The 22,770-nt window shown below is 73.6% G+C and carries 21 protein-coding genes and 1 tRNA gene; 11 read left to right on the plus strand and 11 right to left on the minus strand.

Going from position 1 to position 22,770, the window contains the following annotated elements; translation table 11 throughout:
• Positions 1 to 25: 25 nt before the first annotated feature.
• From FB047_RS12245 to FB047_RS12255, 3 genes are all read right to left on the minus strand, one after another.
• Positions 26 to 985 carry a hypothetical protein gene (locus FB047_RS12245; protein WP_136587496.1) on the minus strand — a complete coding sequence of 320 codons (960 nt, stop codon included), beginning with the start codon at positions 983 to 985 and terminating at the stop codon, positions 26 to 28.
• A 144-nt stretch (positions 986 to 1,129) separates the two neighbouring features.
• Complete coding sequence (locus FB047_RS12250) at positions 1,130 to 2,101, minus strand: hypothetical protein (RefSeq protein ID WP_167494233.1); 972 nt, start codon at positions 2,099 to 2,101, stop codon at positions 1,130 to 1,132.
• A gap of 119 nt (positions 2,102 to 2,220) precedes the next feature.
• A complete protein-coding gene (locus FB047_RS12255) occupies positions 2,221 to 2,694 on the minus strand; it encodes an Lrp/AsnC family transcriptional regulator (RefSeq protein ID WP_205822979.1) in 474 nt (157 codons plus the stop codon).
• A 155-nt stretch (positions 2,695 to 2,849) separates the two neighbouring features.
• On the opposite strand from FB047_RS12255, the gene ald reads away from it, so the two are divergent.
• Positions 2,850 to 3,935, plus strand: a complete 1,086-nt coding sequence (gene ald / locus FB047_RS12260; RefSeq protein WP_136587499.1) for an alanine dehydrogenase — start codon at positions 2,850 to 2,852, stop codon at positions 3,933 to 3,935.
• 135 nt (positions 3,936 to 4,070) lie between these two features.
• Here the strand turns inward: ald and FB047_RS12265 are convergent, their stop codons facing one another.
• Positions 4,071 to 4,754 (minus strand): response regulator, encoded by a 684-nt coding sequence (locus tag FB047_RS12265; RefSeq protein WP_136587500.1) that lies wholly within the window; start codon positions 4,752 to 4,754, stop codon positions 4,071 to 4,073.
• Entirely contained in the window at positions 4,751 to 6,355 is a 1,605-nt protein-coding gene (locus FB047_RS12270; RefSeq protein ID WP_136587501.1) for a sensor histidine kinase, read from the minus strand. Before FB047_RS12270 ends, FB047_RS12265 begins: the two co-directional genes overlap by 4 nt.
• A gap of 137 nt (positions 6,356 to 6,492) precedes the next feature.
• On the opposite strand from FB047_RS12270, the gene FB047_RS12275 reads away from it, so the two are divergent.
• Both FB047_RS12275 and FB047_RS12280 read left to right on the plus strand, forming a co-directional pair.
• Complete coding sequence (locus tag FB047_RS12275) at positions 6,493 to 7,941, plus strand: cation:dicarboxylate symporter family transporter (protein WP_136587502.1); 1,449 nt, start codon at positions 6,493 to 6,495, stop codon at positions 7,939 to 7,941.
• Complete coding sequence (locus tag FB047_RS12280) at positions 7,938 to 8,768, plus strand: aldolase/citrate lyase family protein (RefSeq protein WP_136587503.1); 831 nt, start codon at positions 7,938 to 7,940, stop codon at positions 8,766 to 8,768. Before FB047_RS12275 ends, FB047_RS12280 begins: the two co-directional genes overlap by 4 nt.
• 107 nt (positions 8,769 to 8,875) lie before the next feature.
• Here FB047_RS12280 and FB047_RS12285 read toward each other — a convergent pair whose 3' ends face one another.
• The 4 genes from FB047_RS12285 to FB047_RS12300 all read right to left on the minus strand — a co-directional run bounded on the left by FB047_RS12285 (position 8,876) and on the right by FB047_RS12300 (position 11,377).
• Positions 8,876 to 9,433: a DnaJ family domain-containing protein gene (locus FB047_RS12285; RefSeq protein ID WP_136587504.1), complete on the minus strand. Its 558-nt coding sequence runs from the start codon at positions 9,431 to 9,433 to the stop codon at positions 8,876 to 8,878.
• Positions 9,430 to 10,362, minus strand: a complete 933-nt coding sequence (locus FB047_RS12290; RefSeq protein WP_240752782.1) for an oxygenase MpaB family protein — start codon at positions 10,360 to 10,362, stop codon at positions 9,430 to 9,432. Before FB047_RS12290 ends, FB047_RS12285 begins: the two co-directional genes overlap by 4 nt.
• A 77-nt stretch (positions 10,363 to 10,439) precedes the next feature.
• Entirely contained in the window at positions 10,440 to 10,964 is a 525-nt protein-coding gene (locus FB047_RS12295; RefSeq protein WP_136587505.1) for a hypothetical protein, read from the minus strand.
• Between the two features lie 2 nt (positions 10,965 to 10,966).
• On the minus strand, positions 10,967 to 11,377 hold the full coding sequence (locus FB047_RS12300; RefSeq protein ID WP_136587506.1) for a DUF4383 domain-containing protein: 411 nt from the start codon (positions 11,375 to 11,377) through the stop codon (positions 10,967 to 10,969).
• Positions 11,378 to 11,630: 253 nt separating this feature from the next.
• On the opposite strand from FB047_RS12300, the gene FB047_RS12305 reads away from it, so the two are divergent.
• From FB047_RS12305 to FB047_RS12315, 3 genes are all read left to right on the plus strand, one after another.
• On the plus strand, positions 11,631 to 12,059 hold the full coding sequence (locus FB047_RS12305; protein WP_136587507.1) for a YdeI/OmpD-associated family protein: 429 nt from the start codon (positions 11,631 to 11,633) through the stop codon (positions 12,057 to 12,059).
• 67 nt (positions 12,060 to 12,126) lie between these two features.
• Positions 12,127 to 12,756, plus strand: a complete 630-nt coding sequence (locus FB047_RS12310; protein WP_136587508.1) for an asparagine synthase — start codon at positions 12,127 to 12,129, stop codon at positions 12,754 to 12,756.
• Between the two features lie 53 nt (positions 12,757 to 12,809).
• Positions 12,810 to 13,022, plus strand: coding sequence for a hypothetical protein (locus tag FB047_RS12315; RefSeq protein ID WP_136587509.1), 213 nt, complete (start codon positions 12,810 to 12,812; stop codon positions 13,020 to 13,022).
• A 128-nt stretch (positions 13,023 to 13,150) separates the two neighbouring features.
• Here FB047_RS12315 and FB047_RS12320 read toward each other — a convergent pair.
• Positions 13,151 to 13,223, minus strand: a tRNA-Arg gene (locus FB047_RS12320).
• Positions 13,224 to 13,371: 148 nt separating this feature from the next.
• On the opposite strand from FB047_RS12320, the gene FB047_RS12325 reads away from it, so the two are divergent.
• Entirely contained in the window at positions 13,372 to 14,868 is a 1,497-nt protein-coding gene (locus FB047_RS12325) for an L-serine ammonia-lyase, iron-sulfur-dependent, subunit alpha (RefSeq protein WP_136587510.1), read from the plus strand.
• 14 nt (positions 14,869 to 14,882) lie between these two features.
• On the opposite strand, the gene FB047_RS12330 is transcribed toward FB047_RS12325, so the two are convergent.
• Positions 14,883 to 15,308: a MarR family winged helix-turn-helix transcriptional regulator gene (locus FB047_RS12330; RefSeq protein WP_136587511.1), complete on the minus strand. Its 426-nt coding sequence runs from the start codon at positions 15,306 to 15,308 to the stop codon at positions 14,883 to 14,885.
• 341 nt (positions 15,309 to 15,649) lie between these two features.
• On the opposite strand from FB047_RS12330, the gene FB047_RS12335 reads away from it, so the two are divergent.
• From FB047_RS12335 to FB047_RS12350, 4 genes are read left to right on the plus strand one after another with little or no spacing between them, the layout of a single operon-like run.
• Complete coding sequence (locus tag FB047_RS12335) at positions 15,650 to 18,577, plus strand: hypothetical protein (protein WP_136587512.1); 2,928 nt, start codon at positions 15,650 to 15,652, stop codon at positions 18,575 to 18,577.
• Positions 18,574 to 21,078: a hypothetical protein gene (locus FB047_RS12340; protein WP_136587513.1), complete on the plus strand. Its 2,505-nt coding sequence runs from the start codon at positions 18,574 to 18,576 to the stop codon at positions 21,076 to 21,078. The genes FB047_RS12335 and FB047_RS12340 overlap by 4 nt, the downstream gene beginning before the upstream one ends.
• Entirely contained in the window at positions 21,075 to 22,082 is a 1,008-nt protein-coding gene (locus FB047_RS12345; RefSeq protein WP_136587514.1) for an ABC transporter ATP-binding protein, read from the plus strand. The genes FB047_RS12340 and FB047_RS12345 overlap by 4 nt, the downstream gene beginning before the upstream one ends.
• Positions 22,079 to 22,756: an ABC transporter ATP-binding protein gene (locus FB047_RS12350; protein WP_136587515.1), complete on the plus strand. Its 678-nt coding sequence runs from the start codon at positions 22,079 to 22,081 to the stop codon at positions 22,754 to 22,756. Before FB047_RS12345 ends, FB047_RS12350 begins: the two co-directional genes overlap by 4 nt.
• The last annotated feature ends 14 nt before the right edge of the window (positions 22,757 to 22,770 follow it).

Genomic DNA, 22,770 nt, shown 5'->3' on the forward strand with positions numbered 1-22,770 from the left:
CGCCCGCGCCTCCGTCGCGCCCCCGTCACCCGGCGTCGGGAGAGGCGGACGGGTCGCCGTCCTCCACCAGCAGGGCGACCTCTTCGGGGGCCCAGCCGTAGGAGTTCTGCATCTGATCCGTGAGCGTGTCCAGCGCGGACGGGAGGGAGGTCGCGACGCCGTGGCGGACGTTCACGGCGCGATCGTCGAGGGCGTGGGCCGCCGCGCGGAGCTCGGCGACCAGGCGGCGCAAGCGCTCTCCGCCGGACGCGGCGGCCAGCAGCTTCGCGTCGCCGATCACGACGACGCCGAGCTCGCGAGGTCCCGTCGCGGTCGCGCGCGCCGACGGCCGCAGCGACAGGATGACCGCCGCGCCGCAGACGAGCACGATGACCATCGCGACGGCGGAGCCGACGTCCATCGAGCGGAACAGGGCGCCCACCGCTCCCGACCATCCGGTCGTCACGGCGACGAGGACGCGGGCGGCGGTGTACAGGGCGTAGGCGCCCATCGCGGCGGCGAGCAACAGGGCCGGGACGCGGTCGAGCGTCGACGAGAGGCCGGCGACGAGCGCACAGGAAGCGCAGATCAGCGCGAGCACGGCGGCCTTGATCGCCAGCGACCCGTCCTCGGGAAGGATCGCGGTGCATCCGCCGACCGCGGTGGCAGCGGCGGAGACGACCCCGACGACGACCCCCCTCTTCCGGTCGGTGAGCGCCGCGACCGCGACCAGCATGAAGCCCGGCGCCATCACCATCGTCGCGTCGGCCACGACGAGCGCCGGCTTCCCGCCCCCGTACGCGTGCACGAGGTACATCACCGTCGAACCCATCGCGAAGAGGCCCGCCATCGCGGCGAACTGCACGTAGGTCGTGAACGGGACGGGCGCGCTCGTGCGGGGGAAGGCCGTGCACAGGATGCCGACAACGATGCCGAGGCACATGGCGGCGAGGCCGATGGTCAGCAGCACGACTCCCCCCGGGTGCTCCGCGTTCGCTCCGGCCACGATATCGGCCCGTTCCGGCTCGGCGTGCTCCGGGGCGGCTCGGCGGGCTCTCTTTCGGAACGGCATGTTCCGCGGTGGGGCGCGCTCGCGGTCCGCGCATCGCCGCGTTCGCCCCGCCCGTGGAATCCCGCACGTATGTCGCCGCTACTCAGCCCGCGGCGCGCGGGGCATCCCGCGCACGGAGGGCGCGGGTCGCGGGCGCGCGGCGTCTCCCGATGCGCCCAGCAGGGCCAGCTGGGCGGGCCGCCAGCCGTAGGCGTCGCGCAGTCGCGCCCGGATCGCGGGGAGAGCGGCGGAGCGGCGCATCTCCACTCCGCGGTACACGTCGACCGCCGAGGGATCGAGCTCGCGCGCGGCCAGGCGCAGTTCGGTGAGCAGGGCGAGCAGGCCGTCGGTGCCGAGCTCGCGGCGTCCACGCTGCCAGTCGGCGAGAGCGACGCGAGACCACTCCGACGACGCGTCCCGAGCGCGGGCCGTCGGCGAGCGACGGATGAGCACCACCGCGAGCCCGACGAGCAGGACGCACACGGTGGCCGCGGCGGCGGCCGCCCCCGCGGAGAAGAACATCCGGTCGACGGCCGATCCGGCCGCGGGGGTCGCGCCGACGACCAGTCGTACGAGGGAGTAGAGGCCGTAGGCGCCGTTCGTCGCGCTCAGGATCCACGCCGATCGACGCGGGAGGGTGCGCGACCGCGAGCTGAGCACCGCGCACAGCAGGCAGGCCAGGGCGACGGCGCAGAGCCGGACGTTCAGCGCCGCGGGATCGGGGAGGAGGGCGGCGGAGGCGCCCACCGCCGCGGCGAGCACGATCGCGAGCGCGACCAGGGGGCGGATCCGTCGCGAGCGGGGCGGGGTGACCGCGATGCAGAGCAGGGCGGGCGCGAGCACCATGCCCATCGCCGCGAGCGCGAGCGGCAGGGGCCCGCCGCCCTGGAACGCCAGGATGAACATCGCGGTGGACCCGACCGACAGCACGCCCGCGACCGTGGCGACGCGCAGGAAGAAATGCAGCGGACCGCGGCTGCCCAATTGCGGGAGGATCACCGCGATCACGCAGACGCCCAGCGTCGCGCACATGACCGCGAGTCCGATCGACAGCACCATGGCGTCCTCCACGCTCATCCTCCCGGTCCGGCCCGCGTCCGCGGCATCCGCGGTCCGGGCTTGACGCGGGTGGTCGGCGGGGGGAGTGTTCGCCGTCGGGGCCGGGCGGGGCCGGGCGAGCGCCTGCCCGCTCAGTCGAAGTCGGCCGCGAGGGCGTTGCGGTGGTACTCGAAGATGATGCTCGTGCGGGTGGAGGCCACGCTGTGCCGGGCCGAGAGGTGGTCGACGACGAAGCGGCGCACCGCGGAGGAGTCGTCGACGGCGATGTGCACGAGGAAGTCGTCGGCGCCGCCGAGGAAGAACAGCTGGATCACATCGGGGTGCCGCCGGATCTCGTGGGCGAACGCGCGGATGCTCTCGTGCCGCTGCCCGGGACGCAGGGTGACCCCGACGATCGCCTGCAGACCGCGGCCGAGGCGGCTCTGGTCGACGGCAGCGTGGAAGCCGGTGATGAGGCCTCGGTCGACGAGGCCGCGCAGACGGGCGTGAGCGGTGGATGCCGCGACCCCGAGCTCCTCGGCGAGAGCCGCGTTCGTCATCCGCGCGTCGGCCGACAGCAGATCGATGATGCGCGCGTCCAGGGGGTGCAGGTCGTCGTCGGTCACCGTAGATCCTTCGCCTCGAGCGGGCGCGTGAGCCCGCGGCATCCGACGATATCTCCTCCAGAGATCGGAGAGGCGAAGGATCTACGGCGAAACACCACCGAAACCCTGTTTTCTGCGATCCTTCCGGCATCGCTCATCCGCTCGAGGAGGAACCCATGCGCGTGTCCGTGCCCACCGAGATCAAGAACAACGAGAACCGCGTCGCGATGACGCCGGCCGGGGTCGACGCACTCGTCCACCGCGGCCACGAGGTCTTCGTGCAGGCCGGGGCGGGCGAGGGCAGCGGCTTCTCCGACGAGCAGTACCGCGCGGCCGGAGCGGAGATCACCGACACGGCCGAGCAGACGTGGGCGCGCGCCGAGCTCCTCGTGAAGGTCAAGGAGCCGATCGCGCCCGAGTACGGCTTCCTGCGCGACGACCTCACCCTCTTCACCTATCTGCACCTCGCCGCCGACCGCCCGCTGACCGACGCCCTCATGGCCGCGGGCACCACGGCCGTGGCCTACGAGACCGTGCAGACCGCGGACCGCGCGCTGCCGTTGCTCGCCCCCATGAGCGAGGTCGCGGGGCGCCTGTCGATCATCGAGGGCGCCCACCACCTCCTGCGCGCCTCGGGCGGTCGGGGTCTGCTCCCCGGCGGGGTGCCCGGCACGCCCCGGGCCAAGGTCGTCGTGATCGGCGGCGGCGTCGCGGGAGAGCACGCGGCGGCCAACGCCCTCGGCCTCGGCGCCCGCGTGACGGTCGTCGACGTCTCGCTGCCCAAGCTCCGCCAGATCGAGGAGCGCTTCGGCGGCGCGATCGAGACCCGCGCCTCGACCCGCCTCGAGATCGCCGAGCAGCTCGCCGACGCCGATCTCGTGATCGGATCGGTGCTCATCCCCGGTGCCGCCGCCCCCAAGCTCGTCACCGACGACATGGTCGCCGCGATGAAGCCCGGCTCCGTGCTCGTCGACATCGCGATCGACCAGGGCGGATGCTTCGAGGGCTCACGCCCGACCACCCACGACGCGCCCACGTTCCGCGTGCACGATTCGCTCTACTACTGCGTGGCGAACATGCCCGGCGCGGTGCCGCACACGTCGACCCGCGCGCTGTCGAACGCCACCCTGCCCTACATCACGCGCATCGCGGATCAGGGCTGGGATGCCGCGGCATCCGCCGACCCCGCTCTCGCGAAGGGCCTGAACGTGCGCGCCGGCGAGGTCACGAACGAGGGCGTGCGCGCCGCTTTCGCTCTCTGAGCTCCCGCGGGTGCAGCGCGCGCCGCTCTCCTCATCGAGTGTCCGAGACGCCCGGACGGGTTCCGAGAGCGTCCGGGTGTTTCGGACACTCGGCGACGTCAGGCGCACGCCCCGACCACTCCGGATGCCGCGCCCTCAGCCCCGCACCCACGCGTAGGTGATCTCGGGTCGGCCCTGGCCGCCGTAGCGCGGCTCGCGGCGCACGCGCCCCGCGTCGGCGAGGTGCTCGAGGTAGCGGCGGGCGGTGACCCGCGACATCCCCTCGCTCTCGCCGACCTCGGTGGACGACACCGCGGTCGGCGCCGTGCGCACCCGCTCGGCGACGGCCGACAGGGTCGTGTCGCTGAGTCCCTTCGGCAGGCCGGGGGAGCCGACCGTGCGCAGCGACCCGAGCAGCGCGTCGACCTCCGACTGCGTGGCCTCGCCCGCCGCCCGATCCAGTCCCTCGACGTACGCGCGGTACGCCTCGAGCCGCTCGCGGAACGCCGCGAACGCGAAGGGCTTGATGAGGTACTGCACCACCCCGATCGATACGGCCGCCCGCACAGTGTCGGCGTCGCGCACGGCCGTGACGGCGATGATGTCGACGCGCGAGCCCATGGCGCGCGCCCGCCGCGCGACGTCGAGGCCCGCCCCGTCGGGCATGGTCATGTCGAGCAGCACGAGGTCGATGCGGCGATCCGCGTCGCTCAGCGCGGTGAGGGCGGCGCGGGCGCCGGCGGCCTGGCCGACCACCTCGAAGCCCGGGATCCGGCCGACGTAGGCGCTGTGCAGCTCGAGCGCGAGAGCGTCGTCGTCGACGACCAGCACCCGGATCATCCGGTCACCGCCTCGGCGACCGCGGGGAGGAAGATCCGCACCGTCGTGGGGTCTGAACTCACCTGCAGCGTCCCGCCGCGCGCCGCGACGATGTCGCTCACGAGGGCCAGACCGACGCCGCGACCGCCCGGGCCGCGGGGAGTCTTCGTCGAGCTGCCGAACGCGAACGGATCGGCGAGGTGCGGGTCGAACCCCGCGCCTCCGTCCGACACCTCGATGACCACGTCGTCGCCGTTCTCCCGCAGGGCCGCCCGCACCCATCGCGGCTCGGCGCCCGCGGCGGCGGCGTCGAGGGCGTTGTCGACGAGGTTGCCCACGACGGTCACGGCCTCCGCCGGGGCGAGGGGGAGGGCGGGGGTGGGCTCGGCGACGTCGAGGTCGAGGCGCACGCCGCGCTCCGCGGCCTCGTCGAGCTTTCCGAGCAGGAGGGCGACGACGATCGTGCCCTCGTCGTGCGACACGAGACGATCGGCGAGTTCCTGGCGTTCTCCGGTGGATGCCACGATCAGCCGCCGCGCGTCGTCGACACGGCCCAGCTCGAGCAGCGCCAGCAGCGCGTGCAGGCGGTTGCCGTGCTCGTGCGTCTGCGAGCGCAGGGTCTCGCTGAGGGTGCGCACACCCTCGAGCTCGCCGAGCAGCGCCTGCAGCTCGGAGCGGTCGCGCAGGGTCATGACGTGGCCGCGCGCGGGGGCGCGGCGCCCCGTGAGGTCCCGCGCCTCCTCCTGGTTGACCAGGAGCACGCGGTCGCCGTTGACCACGGTCTCCTCGACCATGCGGCGCCCCGTCGCGATGGCCTCGGCGAGGGCGGCATCCATCTCCGCCTCCCGCGGGTCGAGCGAGACCTGGCCCGACGACGCCGGCGGCAGGCCCAGCAGGTCGGCCGCCTCGTCGTTGTAGAGCACGATCCGTCCCGACCGATCGGTGACGACGAGCCCCTCGCGCAGGGAGTGCAGCACGGTCTCGTAGCTCTCGACGAGACGCGACAGCTCCTCGGGCGTGTACGACCCGGTCACCCGGCGCGCGCTGCGGCGCACGTACAGCGCGCCCAGCACCCCGAGGCCCACGATGGCGGCGGATGCCAGCACGATGAGCGGGGCGCGGGCCGCGATGTCCTGCTGCACGGCGCCGAGGGTGACCCCCACGGACACGAGGGCGACGATGGCGCCGGCTTCGTCGCCGCCCTGACGGATCGGGGCGATGGTGCGCACCGAGGGGCCGAGCGTGCCCTCGTACACCTCGGTGAAGGTGCGTCCGGCGAGGGCCTCGTCGCGCGAACCGATGTAGGGGAGCCCGATCTCCGCCCGATTCGGATGCGTCAGACGGATGCCGTCGGGCGTCATGATCGTGACGAACGAGACGTCCGTCTCGCCGAGGATCTGCTCGACCATCGGCTGCAGGCGGTCGGAGTCGCCCGCCGCGGCGAGGGCCGCCACGTCGGGTTCGTGGGCGAGCGTCTCGGCCACCGAGCGCGTGACCTTCTCGGCCTCGCGCTGTCCGGAGTCGCTGAGCTGCACCGACAAGAGCGCGGCGAGCACGCCGGCCACGAGCACGACGACGCCGAGAGAGACCAGCGCCAGTCGTCCACCCACGCTCAACCGCATGCCCACCGCCCTTCGTCGCGCCTGCCGTGAACAATACGACCACAAATCGCGGGCCGGTCCGCCCTCGACCACAGTCGACTCATCCACTCCGGCGCTCCCGCCGGACAACGAAGACGTTAGGAAAGGGATAGGCGCTGATGGCTCTCTCACTCCGCACCACTCGCGACGGTCGACCGCGTAAGAAGATCGACCGCAACCACTGGCTCTACATCGCCGTCATCGTCGCCGTCGTGGCGGGCGTGATCGTCGGCCTCGCCGCCCCGCAGTTCGCGCAGGGTCTCGAACCCGTCGGCAAGGGTTTCGTCAACCTGATCAAGATGATGATCGCCCCGGTCATCTTCTGCACGATCGTCGTGGGCATCGGCTCGATCGCGAAGGCCTCGACGGTCGGCAAGATCGGCGGCCTGGCCCTGGGCTACTTCCTCGTGATGTCGACCTTCGCTCTCGGCATCGGCCTGCTCGTCGGCAACATCATCCACCCCGGCGAGGGTCTCAACATCGGCAGCGCCTCGTACGACGCCGTCCCCGAGGCCACCACCACGCAGGACTTCGTGCTCGGCATCATCCCGACGACGTTCTTCTCGGCGTTCACCGGCGGCAGCATCCTGCAGGTGCTCTTCATCGCGCTGCTCTCCGGCTTCGCGCTGCAGGGCATGGGCGAGCGCGGTGCGCGCATGGTCGAGGGCATCCGCAACTTCCAGGTGCTCGTCTTCCGCATCCTCGGCATGATCCTGTGGCTGGCCCCGATCGGCGCGTTCGGCGCGATCGCCGCGGTGGTCGGCAAGACCGGCTTCGGCGCCGTCATCAGCCTCGGCATCCTGATGGGCTCGTTCTACCTGACGTGCTTCCTGTTCATCGCGGTGGTGCTGGGCGGTCTGCTCTACGCCGTCACGCGGGTCAACATCTTCTCGCTCATGAAGTACCTCGGCCGCGAGTACCTCCTGATCGTCGGCACCTCGTCGTCGGAGGCCGCTCTGCCCCGCCTCATCGCCAAGATGGAGCACCTCGGCGTCTCGAAGCCCGTGGTCGGCATCACCGTGCCGACCGGGTATTCGTTCAACCTCGACGGCACCGCGATCTACCTGACGATGGCGTCGCTGTTCATCGCCACGGCGATGGGCGCGCCGATGTCGATCCCCGAGCAGATCGGTCTGCTGATCTTCATGATCATCGCCTCCAAGGGCGCGGCCGGTGTCACCGGTGCGGGCCTGGCGACCCTCGCCGGCGGCCTGTCGGCCTACCGCCCCGACCTCGTCAACGGCGTCGGCGTCATCGTCGGCATCGACCGGTTCATGTCGGAGGCCCGCGCGGTCACCAACTTCACCGGCAACGCCGTGGCGACCCTGCTCATCGGAGCCTGGACGAAGCAGTACGACGGCCAGCGGGTGCGCGAGGTGCTCGCGGGGCAGATCCCCTTCGACGAGACCCTCCTGACCGGCCACGACCACTCGGCCACTCCGGCGGCGGATGCCAAGGAGCAGGCCTCGACCGGAGCGGGCACCGGCCCCTCCGCCGTCGACACGCAGGCGCTCAACGCCTTCCGCGCTCAGGCGGAAGCGGAGGCGGCGGCGCGGAGCCGCTCGTGACCCTGGCGCACACCTCGGCGGGGGCGGCTTCGGCCGCCCCCGCCCCCGCGCGCGTCGGCCTCGCCCGCACGTGGATGCTGCGTTCGCCGCTCGCGGGCGACCTCGACACCGCGGCGGACGTGCTCGTGCTCGACCTCGAAGACGGACTCCCCGCCGCGCGCAAGACCGAGGGCCGCGAGCGCGCGCGCCGCGCGGCCGCGCAGGCGCCGGTCTGGCTGCGCATCAGCGCCGCGGGAACCCGCGACGGACAGGCCGACCTCGTGCTCGGCCGTCAGCTCGACGACCGCCTCGCCGGAGTGGTCCTCGCCATGTGCGCGGGGCCGGCCGACGTGGCCCACGTCGCCGCCTCGCTCCCGGCGGGCACGCCGATCGTCGCGATGATCGAGTCGGCCGCGGCGCTGCTGGCGGCCCCGGCGATCGCCGCGCACCCCGCGACCCGTCGTCTCGCGTTCGGCACGGGCGACTTCCGGCGCGACACGGGGATGTCGGCCGACCGCATCGCCCTGTCGTGGCCGCGCGCGCAGCTCGTCGTCGCGTCGGCGGCGGCGGGGATCCCGGGCCCGATCGACGGACCGTGCGGACCGGTCGACCAGGCGCTCGACGCCGCCCGCCACGCGGTCGCGATGGGCTTCACCGGCACGCTGGCGCTTCAGGATGCCGCGATCCCCGGCGCCCACGCGGGCTTCACGCCGGCGCCGGCCGAGGTCGAGGCCGCCCGGTCACTGCTGTCGACCACGCCCGACGGCCCGGTCGACGGCTCCTACGCGCCGACGCTCGCGCGCGCCCGGGCCCTCGTCGAACGCGCCGAGGCGCTGGCCGCGCTCTGACGGCGGCGCCGTCGTGACCCGCGAAATCACACGATCGGCGCGAGGTCGCACGGTGCGCGCGGCGGCGAAGGGGTGAGGTCGCGCCGATCGTGTGATCTCGTCGCCGGTCAGGAGCGCCGGAACCACCGGCGCCGCGGCGGGGGAGCGGCGACCGCCGCCGCCTCCGCGCGCGCCCGACGTCGCTCGATCCACGCCGCCACCTCGGCATCCACGTCGACCGTCGGGGTCACCACCGGCGGTCCGCCCTGCAGCTGCCGTCGCGCTTCGATCACGCGGCGGTTGAAGTCGATCACCGCCTCGCGCACCTCGGACTCGTGCGCGAGCGCGTCCAACCGCGCCGCCATCTCCGCGTGCTCGACGCGCAGCGTGAGGGCGGGAGGGCCGAGACCGGTGAGCTGTTCGGTCTCGATCTTGCGGCGGATCCACCAGTCGGGGTCGTGCGAGGCCCCCAGGTCGGGGAGGGGTTTGCCCGCACCGGGCAGGTTGTCGAACTCGCCGCGACGGATCGCCTGCTGGATCGACGTCTCGACGAAGGCGGCCCTCTCCGCCGCGGTCGACCCGCGCGCAGGACCCGACGAGTCGGTCGTCTCGGTCTCGAGGCCCGCCTCGCGCAGCCGCCGGTCGAGGCGGTAGCGCTCCGCGGCCTGCCGCGCATCGTCGCTCACGCGGCCTCCCGTCCGTCACGCTCCAGGCGGGCGAGGCGCTGCCGGGCCATGTCCTGGGCCCGCGGGCCCGAGCCGAGGGCGCGTTCGGTCACGCGCAGGACGACGCGGGTGAGGGCGAGCACCGGCAGGGGCCACCGGCGCACCCCGAGCATCTTGCGGTAGCGGCGCGGGATCGTGGCCACGGCGGCGGCGAACAGCACGCGGTACGACAGGCCCATCAGCCCGGGGAACGGTGGTCGGCGCAGGAAGCGCACCACATCGGCCACCCTCTCGTCGCCGCGCAGTTCGCCACGCTCCCAGAACCCGTCGATCTCCGCTCGCAGGGCCGCTCGGGTGAGGGGAGGGTCGACGACCCGCATGAGGCGCCCCGCGGTCGCCCAGTCGGCGACGTACGCGTCGGGGCCGCCCGGAATGGGCTTCCTCGACACCTCGTGACCCGCGAGGAACGCGTCGGTGAAGGCCAGGTGCACCCACCGCACGAGGTCGGCCGCCTCGGCGGTGTAAGCGCGCTCGCTGCCGTCGCCGGCGCGGTACTCGCCCTTCACGCGCTGGTGGAAGCGTCCCACGCGTCGGGTCTCGGCATCCGCCTGCGTCCGCGAACCGTAGGTGAGGGTGATCACCCAGCGCACCGTGCCGGTGAGACGGCCGATGGGATCCTCGCGGTAGCGCGACCAGTCGTGCACACCCGCGAGGGCGCCCGGGTGCAGCGCCTGCAGCAGGAGGGCCCGGATGCCGGCCACCAGCGTTCCCATTCCGGCGTGGACGGTCCACGCAGGACCGTTCTCGACGAAGTAGCCGGTGTCGTCGCCGTCGGCGATCGCCCGCACGTATGGCGCCATGCCGGTGGGGTCCCCCGCGAGGGCGACGAGGATCTTGCCGCGCAGCGTCGCGATCCAGCCGGGGACGGTGGGGTAGGGCGCGTCGGTCACCCTTCCAGCGTGCCACCGTCTGAGCGGGCGGGCTCGGGATGAGTTCGACGTCGATGATCTTCCGCGTCGGGCGGCGATCAGTGCCCCTCGTGGGTGACGACGGGGACGGTGCCGTCGTCGCGGAGGAGGACGGCGTCCTGCGTCGCGCCGAGGGCGGGGGTGACGAGCACGGCGATCACGGCCGCGGCGACGAGCAGTCCGGTGACGCTCATCGGCTGGGCGGTGCGGTCGGCTCGCCGGCCGTGGCGGCGCAGGTGCACCGCGGCGGTCGCGCCCACGACGACGAGCAGCACCGCGGCTGCGGCCACACCGATGATGCTGGTGTGCGCCGGAGCGACGAACATCAGCGCGGTGGTGAGCACGAGTGCCGCCAGGGCACCCGCGAGGGCGAGCCGGGGGACGACGAGGCGTCCGGTCGACAGGGTCGCGGCTCCCCATGCGAGGGAGGCGAGGCCCAGGATGACCATCCCGATCCCGAGGCCCGTTGCCGGGACCCCGGAATCGGGACGGACGATCGCGCCCGCGCCGAGGGCGGCGACGATGAGTCCGGCCCCCCACGCGGATACGGAGGGCCACGACCGCACGAAGGTCGCGGCTTTCATGCTCAGACCGCCGCGGTGCGGGGGACGTTGCGCTCGGTGCCGAGACCGACGCCCAGCAGCACGACCGCGCTGGCGAGGTGCAGGAAGTGGTCGGCCGTGTTCAGCGCGAGGATGTTGGCCGCGGTGCCGACCAGGAAGAAGCCGACGATACCGAGGAGCAGGTAGACCGCGCCGACGGTGGTGTTGACGCCCTTGGCCGCGCGGGCGTTCGCCAGGCCCGCGACCAGCAGCGCGCCACCGATGAGCAGGTGCGCGATGTTGTGCAGCGGGTTGACGGCGAAGATGCCGAGCAGCAGCCCGCCCTCGGTCGCGATGAAACCGACGCCGCCGGTGACGGCGAAGCCGAGAAGGCCGACGAGAAGGTAGACAGCGCCGAAGACGGTGGCCACGATGCGGTTGGGTGACGAGCTCATGATGAACCTCCCAGGTTGTTGGCAGCGACCGTCCGGCCGCTTCTCCACATCTTCGGAGATGAGGGGCGTGTCGGATTGGCCTTTGCCAAGAGAGGCTCCCAGGGAGTAAGGCCCCTGGATACGACAGAAGGCCCCCGAGTACTCTCCGAGGCCCTCCGCAACAGAGTCGACCATAGGTCGGCGGTGATCACGATGGACGGGGATTGCAATTCCCACGATGTTCACGTACCCCCGTCTCTGCCACACTCCCCGTATGCGATTCGAGACGACCCTGGCGCAGATGGGCAACAACACCGGTATCGAGGTTCCCCCGGAGGTGGTCGACGCCCTGGGCGGCGGCAAGCGCGCCGCCGTCGTGGTGGACGTCAACGGGTACGTCTACGCGAGCACCATCGGCGTCATGGGCGGTCGTCTGCTGATCCCCTTCTCCGCCGACAAGCGCAGGGCGACGGGGCTCTCCGGGGGCGATGCCCTCACCGTCGACCTGACGCTCGACACGGCGCCCCGCGCGGTCGAGGTACCCGACGACCTCGCGGCCGCTCTCTCCGAGGCCGAGGTGCGCCCCGCGTTCGACGCGCTCGCCCCCAGCGCCCGGAAGGCCCACGTCGTCGCCGTCGAGACCGCGAAGGCCGCCGAGACCCGCGCGCGCCGCATCGCCGCGATCGTCGCGAAGCTCTCCTGAGGGCCGGCGGCCCGGCCGGCGCCGCACCGCGCGCGCCCGCGGACGATAGCCTGGAGCGGGAGGTCCCGTGGGGCGCACGAAAGAGGCCATCGCCGAAGGGCTGTCGATCGCGACGGCCGCGGCTCGACTGACCGTGCGCAACCGCATCCTCGTCGAGACGATCGCCCGCGGCGGGCAGTTCGACAACGAGCTCTTCGCCGAGTTCGCCCGTGCCACGCTGAGTTCCCTCGCCGACGAGCAGGACCAGGCGGCCGACCGGGTTACCCACCAGCGCAAGCGCGCGTGGGGGCGCTTCTCTGACTCCTCGGGCACGCACGACTACCGCGATCGCGACACGCGCAACCTGCGCCGTCGCGCGAAGCAGTCCCGCGGGGTCGCGAAAGAACTGCGGGCGCTCGCCGACGATCCCGATCGGGTCAAGACTCTCGTCGCGGACGCGCGCATCGCCGCGTGGGGCGACGTCGAGGCCAACCTGCGCCAGCGGCTCGACGTGGAGGGCATGACCGCCGACGCCGACCCCGAGTACGCCCAGATGCGGAAGGCGCGGATGGACGCGTTGCGCATGGTCGACCTGGCCCGCCTCGCCTCGCAGGCGAAGCGCCGGGCGAAAGAGCGGGCCGCGTCCGACGACGTCGCCGCGCGCGACGACGAGGAAGCAGTGACGGGCGGCAAGAAGAAGAAGTCCTCCGCGCGCTGACCGCCCTCCCGCCCCGTCGCGCGATAGCCTCGGCGGCGAGCGAGGGGGATGCCATGACGCGACGAGGATTCGGACGTACCGCGCGCACGGCGCGGCCCGGCTACGCGCTGGTCTCCGTGAGCGCGCGCGACGCGAACGGGTTCGTGCACCACTACGACGACATCGAGGCGCCGCTCGGCTCGCTGCACGAGGCTGTGGCCATCCTGCAACTGCACTCCACCGCGACCGACGCGGCGCACCACGGCGACGCGTCGGCGTCGGTTTAGACCGGCGGGCCCGTCGCGGGCGTTCGTCGCGTGCGGGCCGGCCAGGGTGCCCGGCCTCGCCGGGGACGGAAAAAGCCCCGGCTCAGAATTTCTTCTCAGCCGGGGCTTGTCACTGTCTCAACACAGTGTGCGCCCGAAGGGACTCGAACCCCTAACCTTCTGATCCGTAGTCAGATGCTCTATCCATTGAGCTACGGGCGCTAGGGCCTCCGCGCGAAACGGCGCGCAGGCCGTGGTCCAGCATAGCCGGGACCCCCGGAGACGTCTAATCGGGCCCGAACGGTGTGCATCCCGGGCGTGGCGCGCCGATGACCGGCGGGTGTCGGGACGACGGCCGTACGCTGGCGGGATGAGCGCTTACACCTCCGCGTTCGAGCTGTTCTCCATCGGGATCGGACCCTCGAGCTCCCACACCGTCGGCCCCATGAGGGCCGCGTTCTCCTTCGCCGCGCGACTCCGGGTCACAGGCGCCCTGGAGCGGGTGGCATCCGTCTCCTGCGCCCTCTACGGTTCCCTCGGCGCGACGGGGATCGGGCACGGCACCCCCGACGCGGTCGTCGCGGGCCTGCAGGGCCTCGAGCCCGAGACGGTGGATCCGGATGCCGTCCGCCGCGCGTGGTCGGATTGGCCCGACGGGCGCGCGCTCGCGCTCGCCGGCACGCACGACATCCCCTTCGCCAAGACGGACATCGCTCTCGAGCCCCGAACGCGGCTGCCCGGTCACCCCAACGCGATGACCCTCGTGGCGCGCGATGCGAACGGCGCCGTGCTCGCGGAGGAGACGTTCTACTCGATCGGCGGCGGCTTCATCCGCCGCGAGGGCGAGGCCGACGCCGTGGCCGCCGCGCCCCTGCCCCTCGCGTTCGACGACGCCGCGACCCTGCTCGAGATCTGCGACGAGCGCGGCATCACGATCGCCGAGGCCGCGCGGCTCAACGAAGAGGCGCTGCGCTCCGACGAAGAGATCGCCGCGGGCCTCGACCGCATATGGGACGCGATGGCGGCGTGCGTCAACGCCGGTCTGCACAACGACGGCGTGCTTCCCGGCATCCTGAAGGTGAAGCGTCGGGCCGCCGTCATCCGCGGGCAGCTCGACGCGATCGAGGCGGAGGGGCACCGCGAGCTGCCGGGCGAGTGGCTCGGGGCGTTCGCCCTCGCCGTGAACGAGGAGAACGCCGCGGGAGGGCGGGTCGTGACGGCTCCCACCAACGGGGCGGCGGGGATCCTGCCCGCGGTCGCGATGTACTGGTGGCGCTTCCTCGCCGACTCGGGGCTGGGGGTCGGCAATGCCGTCACCCCGCACGGCGAGCTCGTGGGAAGCGCTCTGCTCGGGTACGACGGTCACGCGGTCACGCGCTCCGAGGTCTCGCACTGGGACGACGACGACGTCGCCGAGGCGAATCGGCGACGCGGCATCCGCCGGTTCCTGTTGACCGCCGCGGCGCTGGGGTCGTTGTTCAAAGCGAACGCGTCGATCTCGGGAGCCGAGGGCGGATGCCAGGCCGAGGTCGGATCGGCCTGCGCGATGGCCGCGGGCGGACTGACGGCGGTCATGGGCGGCACGAACCGGCAGATCGAGAACGCGGCCGAGATCGCGATGGAGCACCACCTCGGGCTCACGTGCGACCCCGTGGGCGGTCTCGTGCAGATCCCGTGCATCGAGCGCAACGCGATAGCCGCGTCGACGGCCGTGACCGCCGCGCGGCTGGCCCTGCGCGGCGACGGCAGCCACTACGTCTCGCTCGACGCGGTCGTCGAGACCATGCGGCAGACGGGCATCGACATGTCGACGAAGTACAAGGAGACCAGCGAGGGCGGCCTCGCGGTCAACGTCATCGAGTGCTGACCCGCCGCGGTAGGTCAGGCGCGCAGCTTGGCGGTCAAGGTGCGCAGTTGCGCGAGTTCGTCGTCGGTCAGGCGGGCCATGCGGTCGGCGATCGAGCGACCGTGCGCCGCGGCCAGGCGGCGGAACATCACGGCCCCCTCTTCGGTCGCCGTCACGAGCGAGCCGCGGCCGTCTTCGGGGTCGGCGCACTTGGTGAGCAGCCCGCGCGCGACCATGCGCTCGACGAGCCGCGAGACGCTCGGCTGGCTGATGAGCATGTTGCCGGTCACGTCGCGCAGTCGCGCGGTCATGCGCGGGGCGCGGGTGACGGTGAGGAGCACGTCGTACTCGGCCTGGGTCAGGTCTTCGCCCTCGAAGTCCGATCGGATGTCTTCGAACACTTCGTGCTGCGCGCGGAAGAGGCTCTCCCAGGCCTGCACGGCGAGGCGACGATCGGTCATGTCCTCAGCGTAGAGGGATCGGGATGCCGCGGAGTCGGCGTCGACGCGGGAGCTGTGGACAGAGTAAGGGCCGGTCGGAGAGGCTTCCGACCGGCCCTTGTCCCTGCACCAAGAGTGTCCTGCAATCACATGTCGGTAGCTGCCACAGCAAAACAACTACCGTGCGAGCACTCTATAACGGTGAGGTAACGGAAGGGAAGAGGCGGCCGTTACATTTTCGTGACCGGTTTCGCGGGGCCGTTCTGCGGGTTTCGTCCGGCGCGCGGCGCGCCGGACCGGCCGCGCTCCCGGGCCCCCTCACGCGGAGTAGGGTCGGCCCATCTTCTTCGGGTAAGGACGCCGTGCGCCGACAGGTTCTCTCCGCGCGCGCTGTCTTCGAGGGCATGGTCGCCCTCGTGGCAGCCGTGGCGACCGCTCTGACCGTCGCCGTACTCGCGCTCACCGCGACCGCCGCCGACGCCGGGGCGCGCGAGGTGCTGGCGGCCGGAGCGGGTGCAGAGACCGGGCTCGACCTGTCGCTGCCCCTCGCCGTCGACGCCGCGCAGCAGGACGCACGCGTCCGCGATGCCCTCGAGCGCCTCCTGCCGACCGATGCGACGGTCACGATCGATCGCGTCGAGACCGCGGGCTTGATCGACCTCGGCCGCGGCCGCGGATACCTCGCCGGTGACGGAGGCGACGCGCTGCCCCTCGCCGCCGGCCGCTGGCCCGCGGCGTCCGACGAGGCCGCCCTTCCGGCGGTCGTCGCGGAGGAGCTCGGCATCGGTCTCGGCGACACCGTCGATCTCGGCGTCGGCCGCGTGACGGTGACCGCGCTGTGGGCATCGTCTCCGGCCGCGGCCGATCGGTGGTTCGGGGTGCGGGCGGCGTCCGCCACCGGCGGGGGAGAGGGGCCGCTCGCGGTCGCGTCGAGCGTGCTCGCCTCCGCGGCCTCGAGCGCCGGGCTGGACCGGCGCGCGCACTGGAGCATCCATCTCGGCGCCGACGGAACGGGCGTGTCCACGGTGCGCGACGTCGCGGCGGCCTGGCGGGGGCTCCCCGACGCGCTGACGGCAGAGGGCGTGGACACGGCGGACCTCGAGACGGCGGGCGCACTGATCCCCACGGCGCAGCGGATCGCATCCCGGGCCGCGGTCCTCGAGGCGGCCGCCCCGGTGGCGCTCGTCACCGCGATCCTCGCCGCGCTCGCCGTCAGCGCGCTGTTCGCGGCTCTGCTCGTCGACGCAGCGGCACCGGAACGACGCATCCGATGGGCCCGCGGTCAGGCATCCGCGCTCATCGTGCGGTCCGAGGCCGGACGGGCGCTGACGGCCGGTCTCGTCGGAGCCGCCGTCGGGGCGACCGCATCGACGCTCGTCCTCGCTCCCCCGACCGCACTGGTGCCCGCGGTCGTCGCGGTGGCGTGCGCGAGTGCCGCCGCTCCCGCCGCGCTGACCGCGGCCTACGTCGCCGCCGACCTGCGACGCCTGACGCGAGGCGGCGCAGCGGCGGCCCCCCTCGCGGTCCGGTGGACGACGGGCATCGCAGCATCCGTCGTCGTGCTCCTCGCGGCCCTGACGACCGCCCGCGCGATCTCGCTCGGGTCGACCCTGGGGCAGGGCCGCAGCGGACCCGAGCTCGATCCCCTCGCCGTCGTCGCCCCCGCCGCACTGCTGCTCGCACTCGTCGTGATCGGCGCGGTCGCGGTCGTCGTGCTGCCGAGGCGGCTACGGGAGCGCCGGGCCTCCGATGCGACGGTGGGGCCGTTCCTCGCGGCCACGACCGCGGCACGGCGGCCCCTGACCTCGGGCGCCGTCATCGTCCTCGTCGCCGCCGCGGTCGGTCAGATGACCTTCGCCGCGATGTACCAGGCGACGTGGAACTCCGCCTTCGCGACGGCCGTGGCGGTACAGGAGGGTGCGAGGCACCGCGTCTCGAGCGACGGGGACGACCTCACCCCGGCGGTGCTGGACCGCATCGTGGCCGCGTCGGGTGGTGGCGGCGTCGCGCCCGTCTGGACCGCGAACACGTCGATCGCCGCTCGCTCCGCCACCCTCGTCATGGCCGGCGCCGCCGCCGTGGCCTCGCTCGCCGACCCCGCGCTCGAGGATCTCGACCGCGTCGTGGGGGCGATGCGGACCGAGGTGGCCGGACCGGTCGTCCCCACCGGGGCGTCGACGCTCTCCGTCGAGGTCGACGTCCGCGACGCGCAGGCCGCGGTGGTCTCGGTGGCGCTGCTCGATGACTGGGGACGCCTGCGGGCCGTCACTCCCGACGCGTCGGGGGCGATCCCCGTGCCGCCGGTCGCCATCGGCCCGGGAGGTTCCTGGCGGGTGGCGGCCGTCGACGTCGCCGTGACGGCGGCCGAGCCGTCCGGCGCATCCGTGTCGATCGAGGGCCTGAGCGCGGGCGGTGAGAGTCTCAGCCTCGGCGGATCCGTCATGCCCGTCGACGTCAGCGCCGACGCCATCGACCTTCAGGCGTCACCGGGGCCGGCGTCGGTCGCCGTGAGCGATGACGTGACGCGCGTGCGGTTCGTGCCCGTCAGCCCCTCGGCACCGGTCGTGGTGTCGCAGGCTTTCGCGCAGGCGTCCGGGGTGGGAGAGGGCGACACCCTGCCCGTCTCGCTCGTCGCCGGCGCCGAGTCGCGGCCCGTCCGCATCGCCGCGGTCGTCCCGGCGATCCCGGGCGCGGTGCTCTCCTCCGCCGTGCTCGTGGACGCGGGAGCGGTGATGTCGAGTCGCCTGCGCGCCTTCACCGCCCTGCCCGGGGCGGCCTCGGCGTGGATCCCGGCGCCGTCCGACACCGCCGCCGTCGCGGCCGTCCTCCCCGACGACGCCCGGCTGACCGGGAGCTCGCGCGACCAGGGACGTACGGTCCTGTCGACCGCGTCCACCCTGCTGTGGTGCGGGGCCGTGGGAGCGACCGTCTTCAGCGCCGTGGGGCTCGGCGCGGTCGCGCTCTCGGCCCGTCGTCGGAGGCGGGGCGAGGTCCTCTCACTCCGGGCCATCGGGGTGGATGCCGCGACCCGTCGACGCATCCGGATGCAGGAGGCCGTCACCGCGGTGGTCGCGGGGACGGTCGTCGGTGTGGTCGCGGGCGTGGGGAGCGGCATCCTCCTTCTTCCCGCAGTGGTCGCGGGTGCCCTGCCGCGAGCGGTCGGCGTCGTGGTGACGGCGGATCCGTTCGTCGCGGCGGCGACCGTCGGAGCGGTGGTGGCGATCGCCCTCGCCTCCGCCGGGGGCTTCGCCGCCGTCGACGACCTTCGCGCCCGGAGGTCCGGACGATGAGGCGATGGTGGCGGACCCTCGTGCCGCACGCGGGCGCGCTCGGCCTCGTCGTGATCGCGGTGGCGGTGCTCGTGGCCTCCTGCCTGATCGTGCCCCGCCTGCTCGAGACGGTGGCCGATCGCCGGCTCGACGCGGCGCTCGGCCCGGGCGAGGATGCGGCCGCGGTGACCCTCAGCGCCGAGCTCGACGATTTCGCCCTCGGCGCCGACACGATCGCCGATATCGGCGAGACGCTCGCGACCTATCCCGACACCGTCGACCCTCCCCTGCGCGCTGCGCTGGGTGAGCCGGCCTGGGTGCTCACCTTCCCTGACGTCACGGCCGTCGCCGTGGACGGGACCCTCGTGCGCGTGCGTCTGGGAACGGCCCCGGTGATGCAGGCGGGGGCCGTCGTCATCGAGGGGCGTGCGCCGCGCCCGTGGACCCTCGGCGAGGCCGTCGAGGTCGTCCTCGAGCAATCGGTCGCCGCGCGCATGGGGGCGGTCGTCGGGACGACTTGGAACGGCCCCGGCGGCGCGATCGTCGTCAGCGGCCTCCTCTCCGATGACGACAGTGGGCCCGTCGCGCAGGACGTCTTCCATCGCGCCGAGTCGGACCGGGTCAACGGCGCGGATCTCGTCACCGGTGGCGCCTACATCGACCCCGCCTCCGTCGCCGCTCTGGGGCCGACGCTCGCTCGTGCGCAGTTCGTGGCCGACGTGCCGGTCGGCGGGGCCGGACTCGGCGCACGCGACGTCGCCGACCTGGAACGCGCCGCGAACAAGACCGCGGCCCAGGGGACGACCCTGCGCAGCGGATACCCCGTGACGGTGTCGACGCGCCTGCCCGCCCTGCTCGCGGGCCTGGTCGGGGCCCAGGACGCGCTCGTCTCGCTCACCGCCCTGATCGCGGCCGCTCCGCTCGCGTCCGCTCTGCTCGTCGCGGCGCTCGCCGTCTCGGTGGTCGAGCGCCGTCGCGCGCGCGAACGCGTGCTGCGCTCGGCGCGCGGCGAGTCGACGTGGCGGCTGCAGCTCGCCGCGGCGCGCGACGCCGCGATCCCGATCGCCGCGGGGGCCCTCCTCGGCGGGGCGGCGGCGGTGTCGTCGACCCCCGACGCCGCGTCCCCGGGCATCGTGCCGGTGCTCGCGGTCGTGATCTGCGGGGTGGCCCTGGCGGCGATCGTCGCGCGGCGCACGGTCGTCGCATCCGTCGTCCCTCCCGTCCTGCGCGTCGTCGCGGAGATCGCGATGCTCCTGCTCACCCTCGTCGCTTTCGCCCTGCTGGTGAGCCGCGGCCTCCCGCCCGCCGGAGTCGATCCTCTGCTGAGCGGGGTCGTCGTCTTCGCCGCGGTCACGGCCGGGCTCATCCTCGCGCGGCTGCTCGGGTGGGGGCTCGCTCCCGCGCTGCGGGCGTCTCATCGTCGGGCGGGAGTGGCGGGCGTCCTCGCGGTCGCGCGCATCGCGCGGGGGAGCGGTCGGGCGCTGCTGATCACGGGCGTCACGATCGCCGTCGCGACGGTCACGCTCGCGCTGGGTCTCACCCAGGTCGCGGGTGACGGTCTCGTCTCCGCCGCTCACCGCTTCGTGGGCGCCGACATCCGCGCCTGCGGAGACGCCGCCGCGACGAGCGACCTGGTCGCGCGTCAGCCCGCGGGGGCGACCGCGATGGTCGAGGTGCGTCGCCTCGCCGGCATCCCCGTCACCGGGGAGGGGCGACTGCGGGCGGTCACGGTGCTGTCCGCGCCCACCGTCGACCTCCACCGCGTGCGCGGCGACGTCCCCGTCCTCGATCCCGGGACGCCCGCGTCCGCGGTGGTGTCGCGGTCGGCGGCCGAGTTGCTCGACGGGGGCGTGATGATCGGGGGGATCGCGGTCGCGCCGACCGCGGTGGTCGACGACGACGTCCTCCCCTCGGACGGATCCGCGTGGATCCTGCTCGACCGTCGGGATGCCGCCGACCTGACGACCGCCTCGGACACCGCGTGCGTGCTGGTGAACGCCGGCGAGGTCGCACCCGTGGCCGCGGTCGTGCGCCAGGGGCATCCCGACCTCGACGTCGTCGACGTCGCGAGCGATCTCGAGAACAGGAAGGCGGCCCCCACCGTGACCACCCTGGCGATCCTGCTGGCCGGAGCGGGCGCCGTCGCGCTGGCCGGGGCCGTCGCCATCTCAGCGGCGACGGAGGTCGCCGCCGCCCGCGAACGGCGACGGACCGCCGCCGTTCTGCGCATGATCGGCGCGGGCCGTCCCCGCGGCGTCGTCGCGCTCGAGGTGGGGCCGTTGGCCGCGGTGGCGGCACTCGGCGGGTGGGGAGTGGGCTGGATCGGCGTCGTGGTCGTCGCCGGCGCGGGGGGATCGGCCGAGCGGCTCGGCATCGTGGCTCCCGTGTCGCCGGCTGCGGTCGCGCTCACGGCGGCCGCGGCGACGGGCGTCGTCGCGGTGATCGTCGCGACCGCGGTCGTCGTGGCGACCGGGTCGGGATGGAGTGCGCGACGCGTCGCGCGGAAGAGGGAGCGATCATGAACGATTCGGCCGCCGTCGGGCCCGTCGGGCCCCCGCACCGTCGAAGCGGGGTGGACGCCGGGGCCGAGATCGAGTGCGTCGATCTCGTGCGGATCTTCCGCGGCGCGGGCGTGGAGGTCCAGGCGCTGCAGGGGCTGAATCTGCGCGTCGAGCGCGGGGAGCTCACCGCCATCGTCGGCGCCTCGGGCTCGGGCAAGTCGACGTTGCTGTCGATCCTCTCCGGCCTGGACACCGCCAGTGCGGGTCGCGCGAGCGTCGCGGGACGCGACCTGCTCTCGCTCGGGGCGCGGCAGCGGGCGGAGTACCGGCGCCGGGTCGCCGGCTTCGTCTGGCAGCAGACCGGCCGCAACTTCCTGCCCGCGCTGACCATCCGCGAGAACCTCGACCTCACCCTCTCGGTGGGGCGCGTGCCGCGTCGACGACGGTCTGCGCGAGCGGCGGAAGTGCTGTCGTTGCTCGACGTGCGGGCGGTGGCGGATCGGCGGCCCGGCCAGGTGACCGGTAGCGAGCGTCAGCGCGCCGCGATCGCCCTCGGCCTGGCGAACGGGTGCCGCGTGCTGTTCGCCGACGAGCCCACCGGTGAACTCGACGAGGCCTCCAGTGCGCAGGTGCTCGAGGCGATGCGCCGGGCCAATGACGAATCAGGGGTGACGGTGCTCATCGTCACGCACGACACCGGGGTGGCCGATCACGTGCGCCGGACCATCGGCATCCGCGACGGGCGCACGTCGATCGAGGTCTGGCGCGATCGTGCCGGGGGCGATGAGGCCGCTCGGGAGTACGCCGTCCTCGACCGGGCGGGCCGCCTGCAGCTGCCGCGGGATCACATCGAGCGCCTCGGGATGCGGGATCGCGTCCGCCTGCAGCTCGAGAGCGACCACGTGCGCGTCGAGCCCGCCGTCACCGCCGAGGAGAGCGGGTCGGCGAGAGAGGGCGCGCCGGTGACGACGGGCCCCGCGGCGACCCCCGCTCGCCCGATGACGCGGCGGGAGCGCCGGTCGTGACCGGCCCGCTGTTGCGCGTCGAGGGGCTGTCCCGCGTCTACGGGACCGGCTCCGCGCGCACGGTCGCCCTGCGCGGCGCGACCCTCGAGGTGGGAGCAGGCGAACTCGTCGTGGTGAGGGGGCCGTCGGGGTCGGGCAAGACGACGCTGTTGACCCTGGCCGCGGGTCTCGACGACCCGGATGAGGGCGCGGTGTGGGTGGACGGCGCGAAGATCACCGGTGCCACGGAGACCGAGGGGGCTCGCCTGCGGCGCGAGGTGGTGGGTTTCGTCGACCAGGAGTTCGCTCTCGTCCCCTTCCTGACCGCGGCCGAGAACATCGAGCTCCCGCTGCGCGCGTCGCGCCTCGCCGCGCGCGAGCGTCGGGCGCGGACGCGGGAGATGGTGGATGCCGTGGGGCTGAGCGATCATTCCGCGCAGAGGCCCGAGGAGATGTCGGGAGGCCAGCAGCAACGCGTCGCGGTGGCGCGGGCGCTCGTGCACCGTCCCCGTGTGCTGCTGGCGGATGAGCCGACCGCTCAGCTCGACAGCACGACGGCGTCGTCGGTGATCTCGCTGCTCGCCGAGCACGTCCGCCGACACGGGACCGCGGCGCTCGTCGCCTCGCATGACACGAGCGTTGCGGAGCGGGCCGACCGGGTGATCGAGATCCACGACGGTCGGCTCCGGGGATGAGGGCGCCCTGCGCG

Origin of the sequence: Microbacterium hydrothermale (assembly GCF_004854025.1) — a bacterium.
GTDB classification, from domain to species: Bacteria; Actinomycetota; Actinomycetes; order Actinomycetales; family Microbacteriaceae; genus Microbacterium; species Microbacterium hydrothermale.